Below are 16,912 nucleotides of genomic sequence, written 5' to 3'. Positions count from 1 at the left end.
ATAGCATGCGGCCGGATTGTCCGCAGCCGTGATCGCCGACCGGGACGTGATCACCACGGTCTGGAGAGCTGGGGGCTTGCGGATGACCATTACAGCGCACGATCGACACGGGCGAGAAGCTACCCGCTCCGTCGAGAATCCCGCCAATCCCCGATCTGCACGAAGGAAGAACCCGTCGGGCCGCCGTCGCGAACGACTGCAGCTCGCTGTCATCGCGATCGCGCTACTCTGCTACACGACCCTGGGGTGGGCCGTCTCTCTCTTCCAGACGGGACGCGTCCCGCCAACCACGCTGACCACCGCATCCGTCGAACTCACTTCGCTCGGAACCACGCTCCGCAACAGCGGTCCCTACCTCGTCTATGCTGTCGCTGGCGTCATCGTCCTCAGCAACATTACGAGGATGGGGAAGCGGCCTCTAAGGGGGTTGCTCCTTCCGCTGCTGGGAGCACTGCTTCTCTGGGTAACAATGTCAGTGTCGACGGGGCAACTCACCTCGGGACTTCGGTTCTCCGTACTGATCGCGATCATTGCGGTCACAGTGTGGAGCATTGGCCTCGAAACCGATGATCTCGTCGTGATCGGGCGAATCGGATTCGTGATTGCCCTCATCTCCCTCGTGATGGCGCTTACGACCGACAAAGCCTGGACTGACGAGACAATCGACTCAAAGGCGCTCATCGGCAATGCGGTGCTAGCTGGCTTCTTTCCCCAGATGAATCCTCTGGGGATGTCGATGGCTATCACGCTGCCGTTCACGCTGATGTTCAAACGACGTCTTAGTCGCTTTCTCGGGTTTGCGGCGACCGCGACCACGCTGTTGCTCGCTTCAAGCCGGACCGCGCTGATCGCGGCAGGCATCGCGTTACTGGCCGGGATAATCCTTCGAGCCGTCCCCCGCAACAACCGGATCTTTTTCGGAGCTGCAATGCTGCTCACGATCTTCGTTGTCTCGGTCGTGGTGCCACTGACTTCCGATGCTGAAGCGTTCACTAATCGCGGCGCCATCTGGCGAGCATCGATCACGCTGTTCCCCGAGAGGCCCATCTGGGGGTATGGCCCCAACGTCTTCGGCTTGGACGGAGCGGTCTCTCGACTGGTGCTCGGCGCCTATTGGCATGGACACAACGTTGTCATCACCTTCGCGATGGTCGGAGGGGTGGTGGCGTTGATCGCGCTGTTGGTCTTCCTGCTGTCCGCCATCCATCCAGCGCTCAAGTCCGCGAAGGTCGACAGCCTCATACCGTTCATGCTCACTGCGACGATCCTTGCCTTGGCCATCACCGAAGTGCCGGTGCGTCCGAGCGAGTTCGACGGTGTGGCCTGGGTCTCATGGCTTTGCCTGTTCTCCGTCGCGACCCTCGCCCCGAAAAAGAAGACAGACGAAGTGCTGTCTTCCGAGAGCGATCATTCGCGATAGTCAGCCAGCTGCACCTTTCAAGGCCCACCTGTCGCGATCGGGCTGACCATGTCGAAGAAAAGCAATGAGGAGAACACGCTATGCCTGTGCTCACGATGATCATCGGACTTGAGCGCAACTTTCGTGGTGCACCGCTAGAAGGTCAGCTGAAGGAGATCGGCGTGGCGGCTGAACGCGTCGCGGGCGTCGAGGTCGAGTTCAATGGCCTCCCTGTGACCCGCTACGCCGACTCAGCAGCCGTCTCGGTGCTCTATGGTCGCCCCCTCCGGGAAGCGGAGATCGGCTGCGCCCTCGCACACAGGGTCTGCTACCAACGCCTTATCGACTCCCCCGAGGAATGGGCGCTTGTATTCGAAGACGACGCGCGGATCGCCCGCCCCGCGGCGGTATCGGACATCGTCAATCGCCTCGGGGCCCTGGCTCCATTCAACACTCCCGCCGTGCTGATGCTCTATGGTCGCCAGATGGTCGGAGACCCTCGATACCACTCGCAGATCGGCGTCGCCGACATTCATGAGCTCATGCGAACGCCGATGACTGCCACCAGCTACTTCATCAACCGTGCGGCAGCCCGCCACTTCCTCAGCACTGGGCTTCCCCTGAGAAATCCCGCCGACTGGCCCGTCAGCGCCGAGCGTGAGGTCCGTTTCGCGGCGGCGTACCCCTGGCCTGTGATACCGGACGAAGTGGATGCACCTTCGTCCATCGGCAGTCGCGGTGGAGGACGCAACGCTCTGGCTCGCGTGGGTAACCGCGTGGAATCCACGCTCTACGTCAAGTGGCTGAGACGACGGCATCACTACCGCTCGCTCACGGAATACCATGACTGGGAGATCCGGCGTCGAATCGTCCATCTCGCGCTCGGATCAGCACATCCATATCGTGTACCCGTGGACGCTGTGTCGCTCCCTGTTGCCAGCCGAAAGGCGCTCACCGTAGACCGGCTGCTCGGTGGGCGACGGGACGCCGAGTTCGTCGAATACCTTGGCATGCGTGCGTCTGCCAGTTCTGACCGACTCGACACTTCTCCCGTTGACCACGTTGAAGGGCCTCTCGCATCGTGACCGGACTCCAGCGCGCGACGATCTCGGGCTCGCTCTGGGTTGCGATCTCTGTACTGATCGGCGCCATCATCCAGCTAGCGCAGCTCTCCTCCGTGGCGCACATGTTGAAGCCCGCGCAGGTCGGAGTCGTCGCCGCGAGCCTTGTGATCCTGTCGCTGGCGGACACGATCGCCAGTATGGGGATCGCTAACTCGATCATTCAGCGCCAGGACGCGTCCCGCGATGAGCTCTCTTCGTTGTATTGGCTCAATGTTCTTGTCGGATGTGCGATCGCGGCAGCCCTCTATGCATCGGCACCAATCTTCGAGTGGTTCTTCCGCATGCCAGAGCTCTCAAGCCTGGTACACGTCATCGCCTTGAGCTTCCTCATTTCTCCCCACGGCCAGGTGCCTCGGGGGATTCTGGAACGACAGATGGCCTTCCGCTCAGTCGCGATGATCGAGATCATCGGAGCCGCCGTAATCCTCGGCGTGACGCTCGTATTGCTAGTACTCGGCACAGGTCCTATTGCCGTCGCCATTGCCTACGCCTTCTCCGTCAGCGTCAAGGCGCTCCTATTCATGGTTGCCGCACGCCGCGCGTTCTTCCCACGACTTCATTTCCAATTCCGTGAGACAACTCGATTCCTCTCGTTCGGTCTCGTCACCAGCCTCGACATGATCGTGAGCTTCTTTGCAGCGAACATCGGCAGTTTTGCCGTCGGCCGGTTGGTGTCGCCCACCGCGCTGGGAGGCTACAATCTTGCGTTTACCTATGCGGTGAACACACCGGCGCGCCTCAATGGCGTGGTCACGAGGGTGGCATTCCCTGCGATGTCACAGATTCAAGAAGACCCGACGCGACAAGCACGCGCAATCCGGCGGGTCATCGATACCGTCACCGTGGCGAACGCTCCGATTCTCATCACTCTCGCGATCGCAGCAACGCCGTTCACTCAAGTGTTCTTCGGCCCCACATGGCTGTGGGTCGCTGGCCTTATCCAGATTCTCACCGGCGTCGGTCTGACACGTGCGATGGGCAACCCAATGGGAGCGATCCTGATGTCTCTCAATCGCATGGGCGTCGGCCTGATCGTGAACGTCGTCAAATCGACCATCCACATCTTCGTCGTCATCATCGGCGCACTCTGGGGTGGAGTCTTCGGCGCTGCCTACGCTGCCCTGTTGATGGGAGTCGTGACGATCGCGGTTAACATCGTGCTCCTTCGAGTGCTAGCGAACATCCCCATTCGCGCCGGCTTGACCGATCATTTCCAGCCGCTTCTGCTGTCGATCCCGCTCGCGATCGTGGGCGTGGCTTCGATGTGGGTCTGTACAGCCCTGGACGTCACGCCCCTCGTGACCTTGCTCCTGACGAGCGTGCTCGCCGGGGCCACATATGTCGTCACACTTCTCGCGGCGCGGCACCCGCTCCTCTTGGAGCTACTCGCTGTGCTGAGACCACGACGACGCACCGCCTGATCACCGCCGCGAGTGATGCGGTCGATCGGTCCCAATCCGGCAGAAGTTGTCAGCCCGGCCCATCGGGTCGATTCCTCACGTTGTCCGAGTTCCCTGCCTCCTTCTCGGCGACTACCCCGCCAGGAGCACGTCGGTTCGAGCCCGGAAACCAGGGGCGATGAGGACAGCGTATTGTCGCGTCGGGTGGACGTAGTCGCGGCGGATGAGAGTGGTTCCACTGATAACTGGACACCGACCATCCGCGCAGAACCAATCCGACTCGTCAAGGACGGGATACCCGGACGCGTACTGCGCCGCGAGGACCGTTGACCAATATTTTGGCACAGCGGAAATACACGCGCTGGGCGGCGAGGTTGACGTCGCGCAATCGACCACCGACTTCCCTTGCGGCGGAGCAGAGACGAAAATGACACGACCAGCGCCCAACGATGTGAGGCTGTCAGCGAGCTTCTTGTCGGCCGCAGCCCACTCAGACTTAAGGGCGTCGCCGGTCGCCTTCGACACGAGGCGATCTGCCGCCCATGCATAGCTCTGGATCACGAAGACAATATCCGGATGCTGCTCGGCAACGTAGCTGACCACGTTGCGACGTTGCGTAAGACAGCCGTCACGTTCGCTGTCGGAACGCCAGGTTACGTCGAGGTCAGTAACCGCACAGGCCGCCTTAGTGAGACCACGAATCGTCGAGTCAGGGAAAGCAGCTCGAACCGTCGGGAGCAGAGTCGTCCCTAATGAGTCGCCGAACACGAGGATCTTCTGTGAGCCGTCTCCGAACTGACACTGCGTCGATTCGAGGACGTCGCATCCAAGCTTGTCCTCTTCCGGCCTACCGTCGACGTCCACAGAATCAATGCTGGGCGTCGTCTGGGCGGGGAACGAGAGCATCGAAAGTGCATCGTAAACGCCTCTGTTGATGTCATCCGTCGCATCGTAGGCCTGTCCAGTCGGTGTACCCGCCCCCTGCTCTCGATTAGCCTGCTGGATCTGCGCGACCTGCTCCGCGGTGAGCCCCTGCGGCGGGAAGAGCCACACGATCGCCACGATCGCCACCAGGGTCGGCACGAGCGCCGCCACAGCAGTCAGACGCACCCGATCGCGGTGCTTGTCAATCCATCGCGACCATGCGGTACGACGCGAACCCTTGTCGGGAAACGTCTCGAACCCCGGAAAACTCATCATCGGCCGCTCGATGAGTTCGTACGAAAGTACCGCGATCACGATACCCAGAGCGCTTGCGCCGAGGTAGTACCAGATCCCCCGCTGTGGGAACATCGCGGCGCCCAGGATGATGACTGGGAAATGCCAGAGATAGAGGCTGTATGAGATATCGCCGATATAGCGAAAGACGGGGTTGGAAAGCACCACATTGCCGCGGGGCTCCGTGCCGACACCCGCCGCGATCACGAGCACCGCTCCCAGAACCGGCGCTGCCGCCCAGGGGGCAGGGAAGGCGCTCTGGGGAGTGATAATGAAGATGCTGATCGCGACGATCGACAGGCCGCCCCAGGCCATCCCGATTCGTGCCGACATGGGTAGCTTCGTCAACGTAGAACCAAAGATTGCGAGAACCGCGCCAGCGCCGAGCTCCCAAACTCGTGTAAGGGTCGAGAAGTAGGCGACGGTGGGATTCGAGATGCTCTGCGTCAGAGCAAAAACAAACGAGCCTACGACGATAGCTGCCATCAGCAATCCCGCAGCCCGAATTGCCATGTCGGAGCCTCGGCGTGTTATTCGTACGCCAAGGATGAGCGTGCCGAGCATCAGCCACGGCCACACGAAATAGAACTGCTCTTCAACCCCCAACGACCAGAAGTGTTGGATCGGGCTCGGGTCTCCTTGAGAAAAATAGTCGGTTCCGGTCGCCGCGAAGCGCCAATTGCCGACGAAGAAGAAGGATGCGACCGCATCCCACAGCACACCACTTGCCTTCGAGCGGGGGAATAGGGCGAAAGCGAGCGCGACGGTCACTACGAGGGTCGTGACAGCAGCAGGAAGAATTCTCCGGATGCGACGTTTATAGAATCCCGTGAACGAGATGTGGCCGGTCTTCTCAAACTCGCGCACGAGGATCCCGGTGATCAGAAATCCTGAGATCACGAAAAAGACATCGACGCCGACAAAGCCGCCGACGGGCCACCCGAAGAGATGGTCCGCAAAAACGATCAGGACGGCGACGGCGCGTAGCCCCTGGACGTCCCCCCGGATTCCGGACAAGCGTGTCCGACCACGACTACCTTCGCTCGCTCGACGTGATGACATGCACGGCCCCCAAAAGTCACGTTCAGACTAGCTTTCAGACTCGTCTGTTCCAAAACCGCGGTCAGCCAGGCGTGCTGACCACGCGCAGTCGTTCGCCACTGAGATTCACCAGCGCTCGGGCCTGCACGCGAGGGCGATGTTCCTTCGTTAGCGCTATGGTCGAAGATACGAGTCCGGATTTCGGGGAGCGGAGAAGGATGTCATCGACCTTCGCGCTGTCTGCAGGCAATGACCTCGCGCACGCGCTGATGGCGCACCTCGCCGCCGGAGCCGGCATACGCGTGCTCTCGATCAAAGGCTTCGTCGCCGACCGCTACGGTCTGCGCGAACCACGAGTCGCTGCAGACGCGGATGTGCTGATCGAGCCGAGCCGGTTCGACGACTTCTGCGCCCTTCTCAGCGCCCGTGGTTGGAGACTCCGCCATGAACGGCAAGTGCCTTCGCTCATGGCTCAGCATTCAGCCACCTACATCCACGACGGTTGGCCGAACGACATCGATGCACACATCTACTTCCCCGGCTTCTTCGGCCGCTATGAAGACGCGTTCGACGCCTTGTGGTCATCGCGCTCCACGATGACCATTGCCCAGACCGAAGTGAACGTGCCATCGCGCGCCGGCGCCACAGTGATCGCCGCGTTGCACGCGTTGCGCTATACACACTCGAGTCGTCACGTGGGCGAGCTGACCCAAGTCAAACGGGTACTCGCGGACGACTTCTCCGACGAAGAGCGTGAGCAGTTCGTCGAGGTCGCCCGCGCAGGAGGTGCCCTTTGGGTCCTTCAAGAGGTTCTCGCGGGGATCGGAGTCTCAGAGAATCCTGACGCCACCCCCGCCCAGCAGCTGCTCTGGAACACGAACAGGGCGACGATCGAAGATGGTGCCGCAGTGTCTTGGCTTACGGCTCTGCGTGGCGAGCGCTGGTATCGCAAGCCGGTCGTGATCTTTCATGCTCTGTGGATCTCTCGTGAAGAGATCCCCCGCAACGATCCGAACACCCTGCCGACGGCGCTCGAGGCCTGGCGTCATCGCACCATGCGGTGGCGCCGCGGCGCTGTTGCGCTGTTGCATTATGTGCGCCTTCGCCTGTTCAAGCAGTAAGTGCGCGGCTGCAGAGGGTTCCTCCGGACGCCGCTAGGCTGGCCGCGTGGGTGAAGCACGGGGGGAGCACTGGCGCGTCAGCGACGCCGTCGCCTGGACAACCAGCTTTACGGACATCGTCGTCCTCGATCTCCGCTCACTCACGGCGCATCCGATGACACTCGAGCAGACGGCAGCGTACGTCTGGGAGGAGATCGCGCTGAACGGGCCGATCACCACCGAGGCGCTCGTGGCAAACGTCGCGGCCGCGTACGAGGTGGCCGACGATGTCGTACGCCACGACATCCTCTCGCTCCTGGAACGCCTGCGCGACGAACATCTCGTCACGACATCGTCACCGGCGGGGCCGTGGCCGCCACGTGCTCGCCACTGACCGGGTCGGATTTTGCTGAGTCGCACACCGCGGCCGGCACTGGCAGCCTCGGAACCGACGGTTTCGCCCGTTGAGCGTCGTGGTGTCGATGGCTCGGCGTCACAACGCCTTACTAACTACGCCCTGCTCCGCATGGTGACGACACGCCCGCGGAATCACGCGGGGAAAGCGTTGGCAGGTGTCGGGTGTTTGGAGGGTCCGATGGGCGGAGGGGTGGGCAAATTGAGGGCGTGCTGCCTACGCCCAGGAGTCCGGACACGGCGCGCGGTGATCGGATCCGCGGAGATCCCTTCAGCTCTCAGCAGCACGCTCGAGCAGCACCGCGTAGCGGACCGGTGTGATCCCGAGTTCGTGCCGGATACGCATCTCCTTGTTGCTCGACCATCCCGGGTGTGCGGCTTCGAAGGCGAGCAGATCGGTAGGCTGTGCATGCCCGTGCTGCTCCCACCGGGTACCGACATAGGCCGGCGGCATGCAGACCGTGACCATCGCCGAGACGCAGGATGCCGGCAACGGGGCGCTCGACAGGTTCGGACGCTCCTACTTCCCGTACCAATGCGTTCCATCGGTCAGATACTCGATCCACTGATGCTGTGCAGGACTCGCAGGTCCCCGCACGGACGCTGAACCGGCACTCTTGACGGTAACGACCCCCCCTGAGGTGTTGAGGACGCGGAAGGTGAAAGGAATATTGCTGAGTGTCGCGGGATCGGGCAGGGTGACGACGAGCGTGGCGGTGCAGACAACCGTCTCGTCGGCCACTGACAGGGTCGTGTCCGTTGAGACGACCACGCGTCGACGCGTCTGCACGACCTGATGGATCCCCGTCGAGTTCGCCACCGCCAGCGTTCCGTCCGAACGGGCGTAGAGCCCAACGGCGATCCCGCTCGGAGGCGCGGAGAGACTGGATGGTGTGAACCAGATCACCCGACGAGCGCCAGTCGGAAGTGCGTACGACTGCGGATCCTCGCCGCCGAGAAAAAGGCCGTACGCCGAGTCGCCGCCAGCGGGTCCGCTGATACGAAGTCCTTTGAAAGAACCCGGCCACGAGGGTGCGGCACCGTCGATGACGTCGAGACCCGTGCCATACAGCCGGGTCACGGCGCCCGAGAGTCCGAGCGACTGGGTGCGCGTGGCTGGATCGACCCCCGCGGGCAGCTGGCACGCGAGGATTGAGGCGTTCTTCGTGTCGCCCACGAAGGCGTTCACTAGGGCGTCACCGCTCATGTACACCCCGACCGCGACGAAGCTCCCGCCTGGTACACGAATGCCGTCTTGCCCTCCATTGAAGACCGTCGAGTTGATCAACATCGTTCCTGCAGCATCCGGAGACCCGAAGTCGAACCCCACCTGCGTCGGAGAATCCGCGAAGCAATGGGACCATCGGCTCCGCCGCATACCAACGAAACACTTCTCCAGCGGCTGATCGGCCGTGTTCCAGACATGCACGAAAGAGATCTCGTTGTTCTCGCCATCAACCCGGACGCCCGTCGATCCGCCATTTACCAATGCCTTATGGAAGTGGCTGTCTGACACATTTCTGTACCAGATGGCAGTCGATCCGTCACCGGGGGTGGGCGACGGGCCAGGGCCGGTGCCCCGCGTGCGCCATGTGTTGAGGTTGGCGGCCATGATCTCCCAAGAGCGGTTGTCGTCGCCCGAAACCCCCCTGCCAAACCAGAACCCTCCGCCGGGTTTCGAGACCGACGACGTCCAGTCGCGCACTGTGAGATTGGCGATGTGAGCCGCGATCGCGTAAGGGATCGCGACTCCTACCCTCGCCTTGCCAGCGCAGTCGATCAGGGCTGTCTCGGCGTCACCGACAATGACCGTGTGGTACTGCGTCCTCTCGGATGCGTCCGGCGTCGTCAACATAGGACCGTCGATCACCGCACCCGCTTTGATGACCGCGGACACGCCAAGGCGGAGTGTCACGCCCTCGGGGATCTCGACAGTGCTCGTGATCTTCAGCGTTCCGGAGGAGAAGTAGACCGGAGGATGCAGCTTCTTCGGGGTTTGCGAGTGACCCGCCTGCCCCTGCCAGTAGTTGGCACGCTGACCAGTCTCGATCGACTCGGCGTGGGCCAGCGCGGATCGCAGAGCCGCCGTCGAGTCTGAGACTCCGGTCGGATCGGCACCGAAATCCACGGGGTCGATCCACTTTTCCTCTTGAGCTGCTGACACGGCCGACAACGACGGTCCACCGACCATCGACCCCATCATCGATCCCACAGACAGACTCGCTGTACTCAGAAAAGTACGACGCCCAACTCCCATGATCCGGATGCTAGCAAGCGCAATAACTCGGATGCTAGCGTCGGGCTTTCATCGTTAGGTGCTGTTGGGCCGCGCCGGTGCCATTCCAGGGTGGACCGCATGCAAACGGCGATCCAGGATAACGGGCGCGGCGCGGCGCTGTACCCGCGGTTGAGCGTCGTGGCGTCGATGGCTCGGCGTCACAACGCCTTAACCCCTGGCCGCCCGGGCGATTCCACAGCCCTGTTCCCTAGAATCGAGCCGTGAACTCCCGACGCGAAGCCCGTGAAGCGCGCCAGGCCGCCGATGCCCCGTCCGCCGCCGGAGCGGACGATGACCTCCTTGCGTCCTTCGAGAGCGTCCCTGCTCGCCCAGCCCGATCCGGGAAACCTCCTCGCAAGCCGCGTCGCCCCCTGCTAAAGAGTGCGCGCTTCTGGGTGCCGATCGTGATCCTGCTCGTGCTCATCGGCCTCGCCGTAGCCGGCTTCCTCGCGGCGAAGCAGCTGTACGGGCACGCGATGGCCGCCAAGGCCGATCTCGAGAAGGCGATCCCGCTCGTGGATCAAGTGCAGACGAAGATGCTCGATGGCGACACCGCGGGAGCGAAGGCCACCATCGCGCAGATCTCGCAGCTCACCGCCTCCGCAGAGAAGGAGACGACCGGACAGCTGTGGAAGAGCGCCGAATGGGTGCCCGTGGCCGGGCCGAACCTCGTTGCGGCGCGCGTGGTCGCAGGATCCGTCAACGACCTCGTCCGCAACGCGATCACGCCGCTCACGGCGATCGACCTGAACGCGCTGATGCCGAAGGACGGCGGCATTGACGTCGCGAACCTCTCCAAACTGGCCACCACGATCGAGACGGCGAACGCGAGCGTGACCCGCATACGCACGAGTCTCGACAAGCTCGACCGCTCCGCACTCATCGAGCAAGTCGCCTCTGGAGTCGCCCAGCTCGACGCTGCCATGGCGAAGATCGAGCCGGCCGTGACGCCGATCCACAACGCGCTCACGATCCTGCCCAAAGCGCTCGGCGCCAACGGCCCGCAGCACTATCTGCTGATCTTCCAGAACAATGCAGAGTCCCGCGGCACCGGCGGCAACCCGGCCGCGATCGCGATGCTCACGGCCGAGAACGGCAAGATCTCGCTCACCCAGCAGGCAGGCTCCGGCGACTTCACGAACGGCCGCACGGATCCGATCATCCCCCTCAACCCCGAGACCGAGGCGCTGTACGGCACCAAGGTCGGCCGCTACATCCAGGACTCCACGCTCTCCCCCGACTTCAGCGAGACGGCGCAGATCGTGCGGGCCTACTGGGCCGAGTCTTTCGGCACTCCGATCGACGCGGTCGCATCGATGGATCCGGTCGCGCTCAGCTACCTGCTGCGCGCGATCGGGCCGGTGACGATGCCGGAGCCGTTCGGCGAGACGCTCACCGCCGATAACGCCGTGCCGCTGCTCCTGAACGAGGTGTACGCGAAGTACCCCGACCCGACCGTGCAGGACGCGTTCTTCGCCGCCGCCGCGAAGAGCGTGTTCGACGCGCTGCTCACCACGCACGCCGATCCCAAGGCACTGCTGACAGCGCTCGTGCAGGCTTCGAACGAGGGCCGCCTGATGTACTCGCCCTCCGATAAAGCCCAGGCCGAGCTGCTGGCCGGTACGCCCGTCGGCGGCAACATGCCCGCCGACAACGCCAAGACGACCGACCTCGGCGTCTACATCGACGACATCACGGAGGGCAAGCTCGACTATTACATGCAGATGGGCATCGCCGCGTCGAGCACGCAGTGCCAGAAGGACGCCGCGCCGACCTTCACGAGCACCGTGACGCTGCAGAACACCCTGGACCCGGCTGCGGTCCCCGGTCTGCCGGTGTACATCGCGCCTGGCCGCTTCTTCGCCAAGGGCGACGTATCGACGGACATGTACCTCTACGGCCCGGTCGGTTCGACCCTCACCGGGGTGACGATCAACGGACAGCCCGTGGCCGCACCGGGCCAGCCGCACCTGGGACGCAGCGCAGTCAAGGTGAATGTGCTGACTGCGCCGGGGCAGACCGCCACCATCGTGGCCTCCTTCAGCGCCCCGGCCGGCACGTATGGCCCGCTCGAGGTACGCCATACCCCGATGGTGAAGGCCACGCCCATCACGATCGACACCCCGGGGTGCACGCCCGCGAAGAAGTAGGTCGGCTCGGGCCACGCCGTCGACGTCGACGGATCCACCGGATCGTATCAGGGGTCCCGGCCACCGGATCAGGGGGCCCTACCGGATCAGGGGGCCCTACCGGATCAGGGCGACGTGGGCGGGGCCGTCGGATCGGTCGTGGCGGCGCCGTCCGTGCCGCCGCTGCCGGGGGAACCCTCGGATCCGCCGGCGCCGCTCGTGCCCGTCTCGGCGACGACGCGCGCCTGGTCGGCGATGAGGGCGGCGAGCGCGCCCCGCCAGGCGTCCAGAGCGGCGAACGGGGTCGGACCGAAGGGATCCGACGCGGCTGCCGCCGCGGCGGTCTCGGTTGCCGCAGTGCGGAAAGGCTCGGCCGCGTCGGCGTTCTCGGCCACGACCGTCGCGGCGAACGCCGGAAGCGACTGCCGGAACGTGGTGATCGCGCCGCGGAAGCCCGCATTCGCGGAGGCGAGCGACGTGTTCGCCGCCGCGACGTCCCTTTCGAGCTGGTCCAGCGATGCGCTGGTCGCGCTCTTGCCCGCAGGCTTCGGCACCTTCACCGCGGCGATCGCGGCGACGTAGGCCTGACGAGCAGCATCCGCGGCGAGCCGAGCGGACTCATCGCTGGATCCGGCCATCGCAGCCAGCGGCGCCGTGAAGGAGTCGGCACTGGCCTGCGCGGTCTGCACGGCCGTGGCCAGCACGTCGACCGATTCGTTGACCTTCGCCACGCGCTCCGGCTCGACCGTCGCGGTCGGAGATGCCTGGACGGCCACCGGCGCGGACGCGCCCGGCGTCGCCAGCGCCCATCCGGCGCCGGCGGCGGTGATCACGAGCCCGACGGCCATCGCGATCACCTGCGGGCGTGCGATCCCGTACCGCGGAGCGGCGTGCAGGGGTTCCGGCCGGGCGGGCACCGGGGCGGGGAACGAACGCGTGTAGGGGTGCGCCTCGGTCTCGGCCTCGTCGAACAGATGCCCCTCGGCCGTGTCGATGAGTACGTCCGCGGGCGCCAGGTGCAGGTCCTCGACCGGATCCTGTCGTGCTGCCGACCGCGGCGTCCGGACGGGCTCCGGGAACAGGATGCCCACATCGTCGTGCTGGCCCGCCTCGGGCTTCTCCTGGTGCTCGTGCGGGAACAGCGACGACAGATCGAAAGCACGCCCATCGGTCTGTCGCGGGCGATCGCCGTTCACAGCCTCTGCGGCGCCGGCCCCCTCCCGGGGCAGATCATCGTTCGGCATCTGTCCCCCCTTCCACGTCGATGCGGTACTCGACTCTATCGACAAAGCCGAGGCTGCCCGTGCGTGTCGTGACCCACGGACGGGCGGGATCGACGCCGCGCTACTTCGGCGTCGCGGTGACCAGGATCGGCAGGTGGTCCGACTCCCCCTGCGGGAGGGTGCGCACGGAATCGACGATGAACCCGGAGGCGGCGGCGAAGTCGTAGAACCCGCGGAAGACCCGGTAGCGCGTATAGGTGTGCTGGTCGCTCATGACGAGCTCGTAGCCGACATCGCGCATGTGCTCGCTGAGCCGCTCTTTGAACACGGGGTAGTTGAAGTCGCCGACGATGAGCTGCGGCAGGCCCCAGCCGAGTTCGGAGAGCTCCGACAGCGCCGCGCGGATCTGGTCCCGGCGCAGGGCGTTGCGCGCGGTCAGCGGTGCCGCGTGCAGCGAGGCGACGAGGAAGTCGCGTCCGGCGTCGATGTCCCGCAGGCGTACGCCGAGGAGGCGCTCGTGGGCGGGGCGGAGCACGTGGTCGTGCAGCGACTTCTTGACCGAGACCGCCGCCATGTCGACGAGGCGGAACGCGCTGGAGCGGTAGTAGATGGCGAGCCCCAGCCGGTTGCGCTGCGTCGTGTGCGCGAGCACCAGGCCCCCCGCGCGCTCCGGCAGCGAGGCGGTGTCCCCCTCCTGCAGGCACAGCACATCGGGGTCATGGGCGTCGACGAGGTCGTCGAGCTCATGCGCCGCCCGGTGCTTGCGCAGGTTGTAGGAGATGATCCGCACGTCCCCCACGCTACTCGCGCGCTCTCCTCGGACCCTGGGCGAGCGCACGGTATTCACCCCGTGTTTCCGGATCCGCTTCTCAGTCGCTGTCGCGGTCGCGGCGGTTGCGGGTCTGCTCGGCGCGGGCCGCGAGCAGGTCGTCGGCGGGGTACCCCACTTCCGTGAGCGTCAGACCGCGGGCGGCGAGCACCTTGAACGCGCTGGTCCTGGTGAGCTCATCGCGCAGGCGGGCGAGATCCGCCGCTTCGAGGCGTCCCTCCCCCACCGCCGCGCATGCGCCGACGAGCGCGCGCACCATGCTGTGGCAGAACGCGTCGGCTTTCACCTCGGCCACGAGCACTCCGGCCGCGTCGCGCGTCCAGCGGTAGTCGAGGAGGGTACGGATCGTGGTGGCCTCCTCGCGCGGCTTGCAGTACGCGGCGAAGTCGTGCAGGCCGATGAGGGTCTGCGCGGCGGCGTCCATGGCGGCCTCGTCGAGCGCTCCTCGAATGGTGGTCGTGTCGTGTCGCAGCAGCGGGTCGTAGCCGGCGCGCGAATCGGCGAGACGATACCGGTAGCGGCGCCACACCGCCGAGAACCGGGCGTCGAAGCCCTCCGGCGCCGATGAGGTGCGCGACACCGTGACGTCGGGGTACTGGCCGAGCACCCCCCGGATCCGCGATGCGAGCGAACCGACCGGATCCGTCGCCGACCGCCCGTTGCGGGTGATGACACGCGCCCACTGCTGCTCGTCGAGATCGACGTGCGCGACCTGCCCCGTCGCGTGCACGCCCGCATCGGTGCGCCCCGCGACCACGAGGCGCGGATCGGACCCGCTCGCGGCGCCGTCACCGGCCGACGGCCCGACGATGCGGGCGAGCGCCTGCTCGATCGTGCCCTGCACGGTGCGCAGCCCCGGTTGCTTCGCCCATCCCCGGAAGTGGGTGCCGTCATAGGCGATGTCGAGACGGATGCGCACGAATACAGGGTACCCGGGGCCGTTCGCGCCGTTCCGCCGATGCCGCACGGGCGCCCCCTCGGGATCCGCTGCGTCCAGCGCCGCGGATCGGACGATCCCGAAACCGGCCCTGACACCCAGTGCCGTTTCATGCGAGACTGAATCGCAAGCGAGGCGGCGCCCGACCGCACGCGACCGAGATCGAAGGAGATCCGATGGTCAGCAGCATCCACCCCGAGATCGAGATCCCCGCGGTTCCGATCCACGAGTACCTCTTCGGCGACATCTCGGAGCACGATCTCGACCGCGTCGCACTCGTCGACGGCATGTCCGGCGCCGAGACCACCTACCGACAGCTGATCGGGCAGATCGACCTCTTCGCGGGAGCGCTCGCCGCGCGCGGCATCGGCGTCGGCGACGCGGTCGGGCTCCTCTGCCCGAACGTCCCGGCGTTCGCGACCGTGTTCCACGGGATCCTGCGCGCCGGCGCCACGGCGACCACGATCAACGCGCTCTACACCGCGGACGAGATCGCGAACCAGCTGCGCGACGCCTCCGCGTTCTGGCTCATCACGGTCAGCCCACTGCTGCCGCAGGCGGAGGCCGCCGCCGCGCAGCTGGGCCTGCCTGCCGACCAGCTCATCGTCCTGGACGGCGCCGAAGGCCACCCCTCGCTGCGCGACCTGCTCTCCGAAGGGCATCACGCGCCCGCGATCACGTTCGACCCCGCCACGCACGTCGCCGTGCTCCCCTACTCGTCCGGCACGACGGGTCGCCCCAAGGGCGTGATGCTCACACACCGCAACCTCGTCGCGAACGTCGCGCAGAGCACGGTCTCGATCGACCTGAAGGACGAGGACCGGATCCTCGCCGTACTGCCGTTCTTCCACATCTACGGCATGACGGTGCTGCTCAACCTCGCCGTGCGACTGCGCGCGACGCTCGTCACCATGCCGAGGTTCGACCTGGTCGAGTTCCTGCGCATCATCGCGGAGCAGCGCACGAGCTGGCTGTTCATCGCACCGCCGATCGCCGTCGCGCTCGCCAAGCACCCGCTCGTCGCCCAGTACGACATGAGCGCGGTCAAGGTCGTGTTCTCGGGAGCGGCGCCACTTGACGGCGCCCTCGCGCACGCCGTCGCGGAGCGCCTGGACTGCATCGTGCGGCAGGGCTACGGCATGACGGAGACCAGTCCGGTCACGCACACGATCCCGGTGGAGCGCGACGACATCGACCTCTCCACGGTCGGACTCCTGATCCCGAACACCGAGGCCCGCCTGCTCGCCGAGGACGGATCCGACGTCGTCGTACCCGCCGAGGGCGCGAGCGAGCCCGGAGAGCTGCTCATCCGCGGCCCGCAGGTCATGAAGGGGTACCTCAACCGTCCCGACGCCACCGCCGACATGCTGGATCCGGACGGCTGGCTGCACACCGGCGACGTCGCGACCGTGACGGCCGGCGGGGTGTTCCGGATCGTGGACCGCTTGAAGGAGCTGATCAAGTACAAGGGTTACCAGGTCGCGCCCGCCGTGCTCGAGGCCGTGCTGCTCGAGCACCCCGCGATCGCCGACGCCGCCGTGATCGGCGTCCTGGACGAGGACGGCCAGGAGGTGCCCAAGGCGTTCGTGGTGCGGCAGCAGGGCGGGGAGCTCGACGCCGAGGGTGTGAAGGCGCACGTCGCCGCCCACGTCGCCCCGCACGAGAAGGTGCGCCTGGTGGAGTTCATCGACGTGATCCCCAAGTCGAGCTCGGGCAAGATCCTGCGCAAGGACCTCCGCGCCCGCCCCTGAGAGCCGGTCCGGCGTCGGTGCGATGCGGATCCGCGAGACACCACTTTCGGCATGAGACACCAGCCCAGA

Annotated in this window: 13 protein-coding genes; 7 read left to right on the top strand and 6 right to left on the bottom strand. The window is 65.4% G+C overall.

Translation table 11 applies throughout. The annotated features are described in order from the left end of the window. The first annotated feature begins 16 nt into the window (after window positions 1-16). From ACFC1J_RS06290 to ACFC1J_RS06280, 3 genes are all read left to right on the top strand, one after another. Window positions 17-1,420: an O-antigen ligase family protein gene (locus ACFC1J_RS06290; protein ID WP_375903501.1), complete on the top strand. Its 1,404-nt coding sequence runs from the start codon at window positions 17-19 to the stop codon at window positions 1,418-1,420. Window positions 1,421-1,500: 80 nt separating this feature from the next. Continuing rightward, window positions 1,501-2,484, top strand: a complete 984-nt coding sequence (locus ACFC1J_RS06285; protein ID WP_375903499.1) for a glycosyltransferase family 25 protein — start codon at window positions 1,501-1,503, stop codon at window positions 2,482-2,484. Continuing rightward, window positions 2,481-3,944: an MOP flippase family protein gene (locus ACFC1J_RS06280; RefSeq protein WP_375903497.1), complete on the top strand. Its 1,464-nt coding sequence runs from the start codon at window positions 2,481-2,483 to the stop codon at window positions 3,942-3,944. The genes ACFC1J_RS06285 and ACFC1J_RS06280 overlap by 4 nt, the downstream gene beginning before the upstream one ends. A gap of 111 nt (window positions 3,945-4,055) precedes the next feature. On the opposite strand, the gene ACFC1J_RS06275 is transcribed toward ACFC1J_RS06280, so the two are convergent. Next, window positions 4,056-6,158 (bottom strand): acyltransferase family protein, encoded by a 2,103-nt coding sequence (locus ACFC1J_RS06275; protein ID WP_375903495.1) that lies wholly within the window; start codon window positions 6,156-6,158, stop codon window positions 4,056-4,058. Window positions 6,159-6,400: 242 nt separating this feature from the next. On the opposite strand from ACFC1J_RS06275, the gene ACFC1J_RS06270 reads away from it, so the two are divergent. Both ACFC1J_RS06270 and ACFC1J_RS06265 read left to right on the top strand, forming a co-directional pair. Beyond that, a complete protein-coding gene (locus ACFC1J_RS06270; protein ID WP_375903493.1) occupies window positions 6,401-7,303 on the top strand; it encodes a nucleotidyltransferase family protein in 903 nt (300 codons plus the stop codon). A gap of 46 nt (window positions 7,304-7,349) precedes the next feature. Beyond that, on the top strand, window positions 7,350-7,676 hold the full coding sequence (locus ACFC1J_RS06265; RefSeq protein WP_375903491.1) for a PqqD family protein: 327 nt from the start codon (window positions 7,350-7,352) through the stop codon (window positions 7,674-7,676). A 291-nt stretch (window positions 7,677-7,967) separates the two neighbouring features. On the opposite strand, the gene ACFC1J_RS06260 is transcribed toward ACFC1J_RS06265, so the two are convergent. After that, window positions 7,968-8,165, bottom strand: a complete 198-nt coding sequence (locus ACFC1J_RS06260; protein ID WP_375903489.1) for a DUF3263 domain-containing protein — start codon at window positions 8,163-8,165, stop codon at window positions 7,968-7,970. A 51-nt stretch (window positions 8,166-8,216) separates the two neighbouring features. Then, the gene (locus tag ACFC1J_RS06255; protein ID WP_375903487.1) at window positions 8,217-9,896 is read right to left on the bottom strand and encodes a glycosyl hydrolase family 28-related protein; all 1,680 of its coding nucleotides are present in this window, start codon (window positions 9,894-9,896) and stop codon (window positions 8,217-8,219) included. A 473-nt stretch (window positions 9,897-10,369) separates the two neighbouring features. Here ACFC1J_RS06255 and ACFC1J_RS06250 point away from each other — a divergent pair, with 473 nt between their 5' ends. Next, entirely contained in the window at window positions 10,370-12,124 is a 1,755-nt protein-coding gene (locus ACFC1J_RS06250) for a DUF4012 domain-containing protein (RefSeq protein ID WP_375903485.1), read from the top strand. A gap of 104 nt (window positions 12,125-12,228) precedes the next feature. On the opposite strand, the gene ACFC1J_RS06245 is transcribed toward ACFC1J_RS06250, so the two are convergent. The 3 genes from ACFC1J_RS06245 to truA form a co-directional block, all read right to left on the bottom strand. After that, on the bottom strand, window positions 12,229-13,347 hold the full coding sequence (locus ACFC1J_RS06245; RefSeq protein ID WP_375903483.1) for a hypothetical protein: 1,119 nt from the start codon (window positions 13,345-13,347) through the stop codon (window positions 12,229-12,231). A 100-nt stretch (window positions 13,348-13,447) separates the two neighbouring features. Then, window positions 13,448-14,116, bottom strand: coding sequence for an endonuclease/exonuclease/phosphatase family protein (locus ACFC1J_RS06240; protein WP_375903481.1), 669 nt, complete (start codon window positions 14,114-14,116; stop codon window positions 13,448-13,450). A gap of 79 nt (window positions 14,117-14,195) precedes the next feature. Next, window positions 14,196-15,074, bottom strand: a complete 879-nt coding sequence (gene truA, locus ACFC1J_RS06235) for a tRNA pseudouridine(38-40) synthase TruA (RefSeq protein ID WP_375903479.1) — start codon at window positions 15,072-15,074, stop codon at window positions 14,196-14,198. Window positions 15,075-15,268: 194 nt separating this feature from the next. Between truA and ACFC1J_RS06230 the strand changes: the two genes are divergently transcribed. Beyond that, window positions 15,269-16,843 carry an AMP-binding protein gene (locus tag ACFC1J_RS06230; protein WP_375903477.1) on the top strand — a complete coding sequence of 525 codons (1,575 nt, stop codon included), beginning with the start codon at window positions 15,269-15,271 and terminating at the stop codon, window positions 16,841-16,843. Window positions 16,844-16,912 lie beyond the last annotated feature (69 nt).

It is taken from the genome of Microbacterium sp. NPDC056052, from assembly GCF_042266785.1.
In the GTDB taxonomy this organism is placed as follows: domain Bacteria; phylum Actinomycetota; class Actinomycetes; order Actinomycetales; family Microbacteriaceae; genus Microbacterium.
The sequence above is the reverse complement of the archived record's forward strand: the minus strand, read 5'-3'. Positions and strand labels throughout refer to the sequence as shown.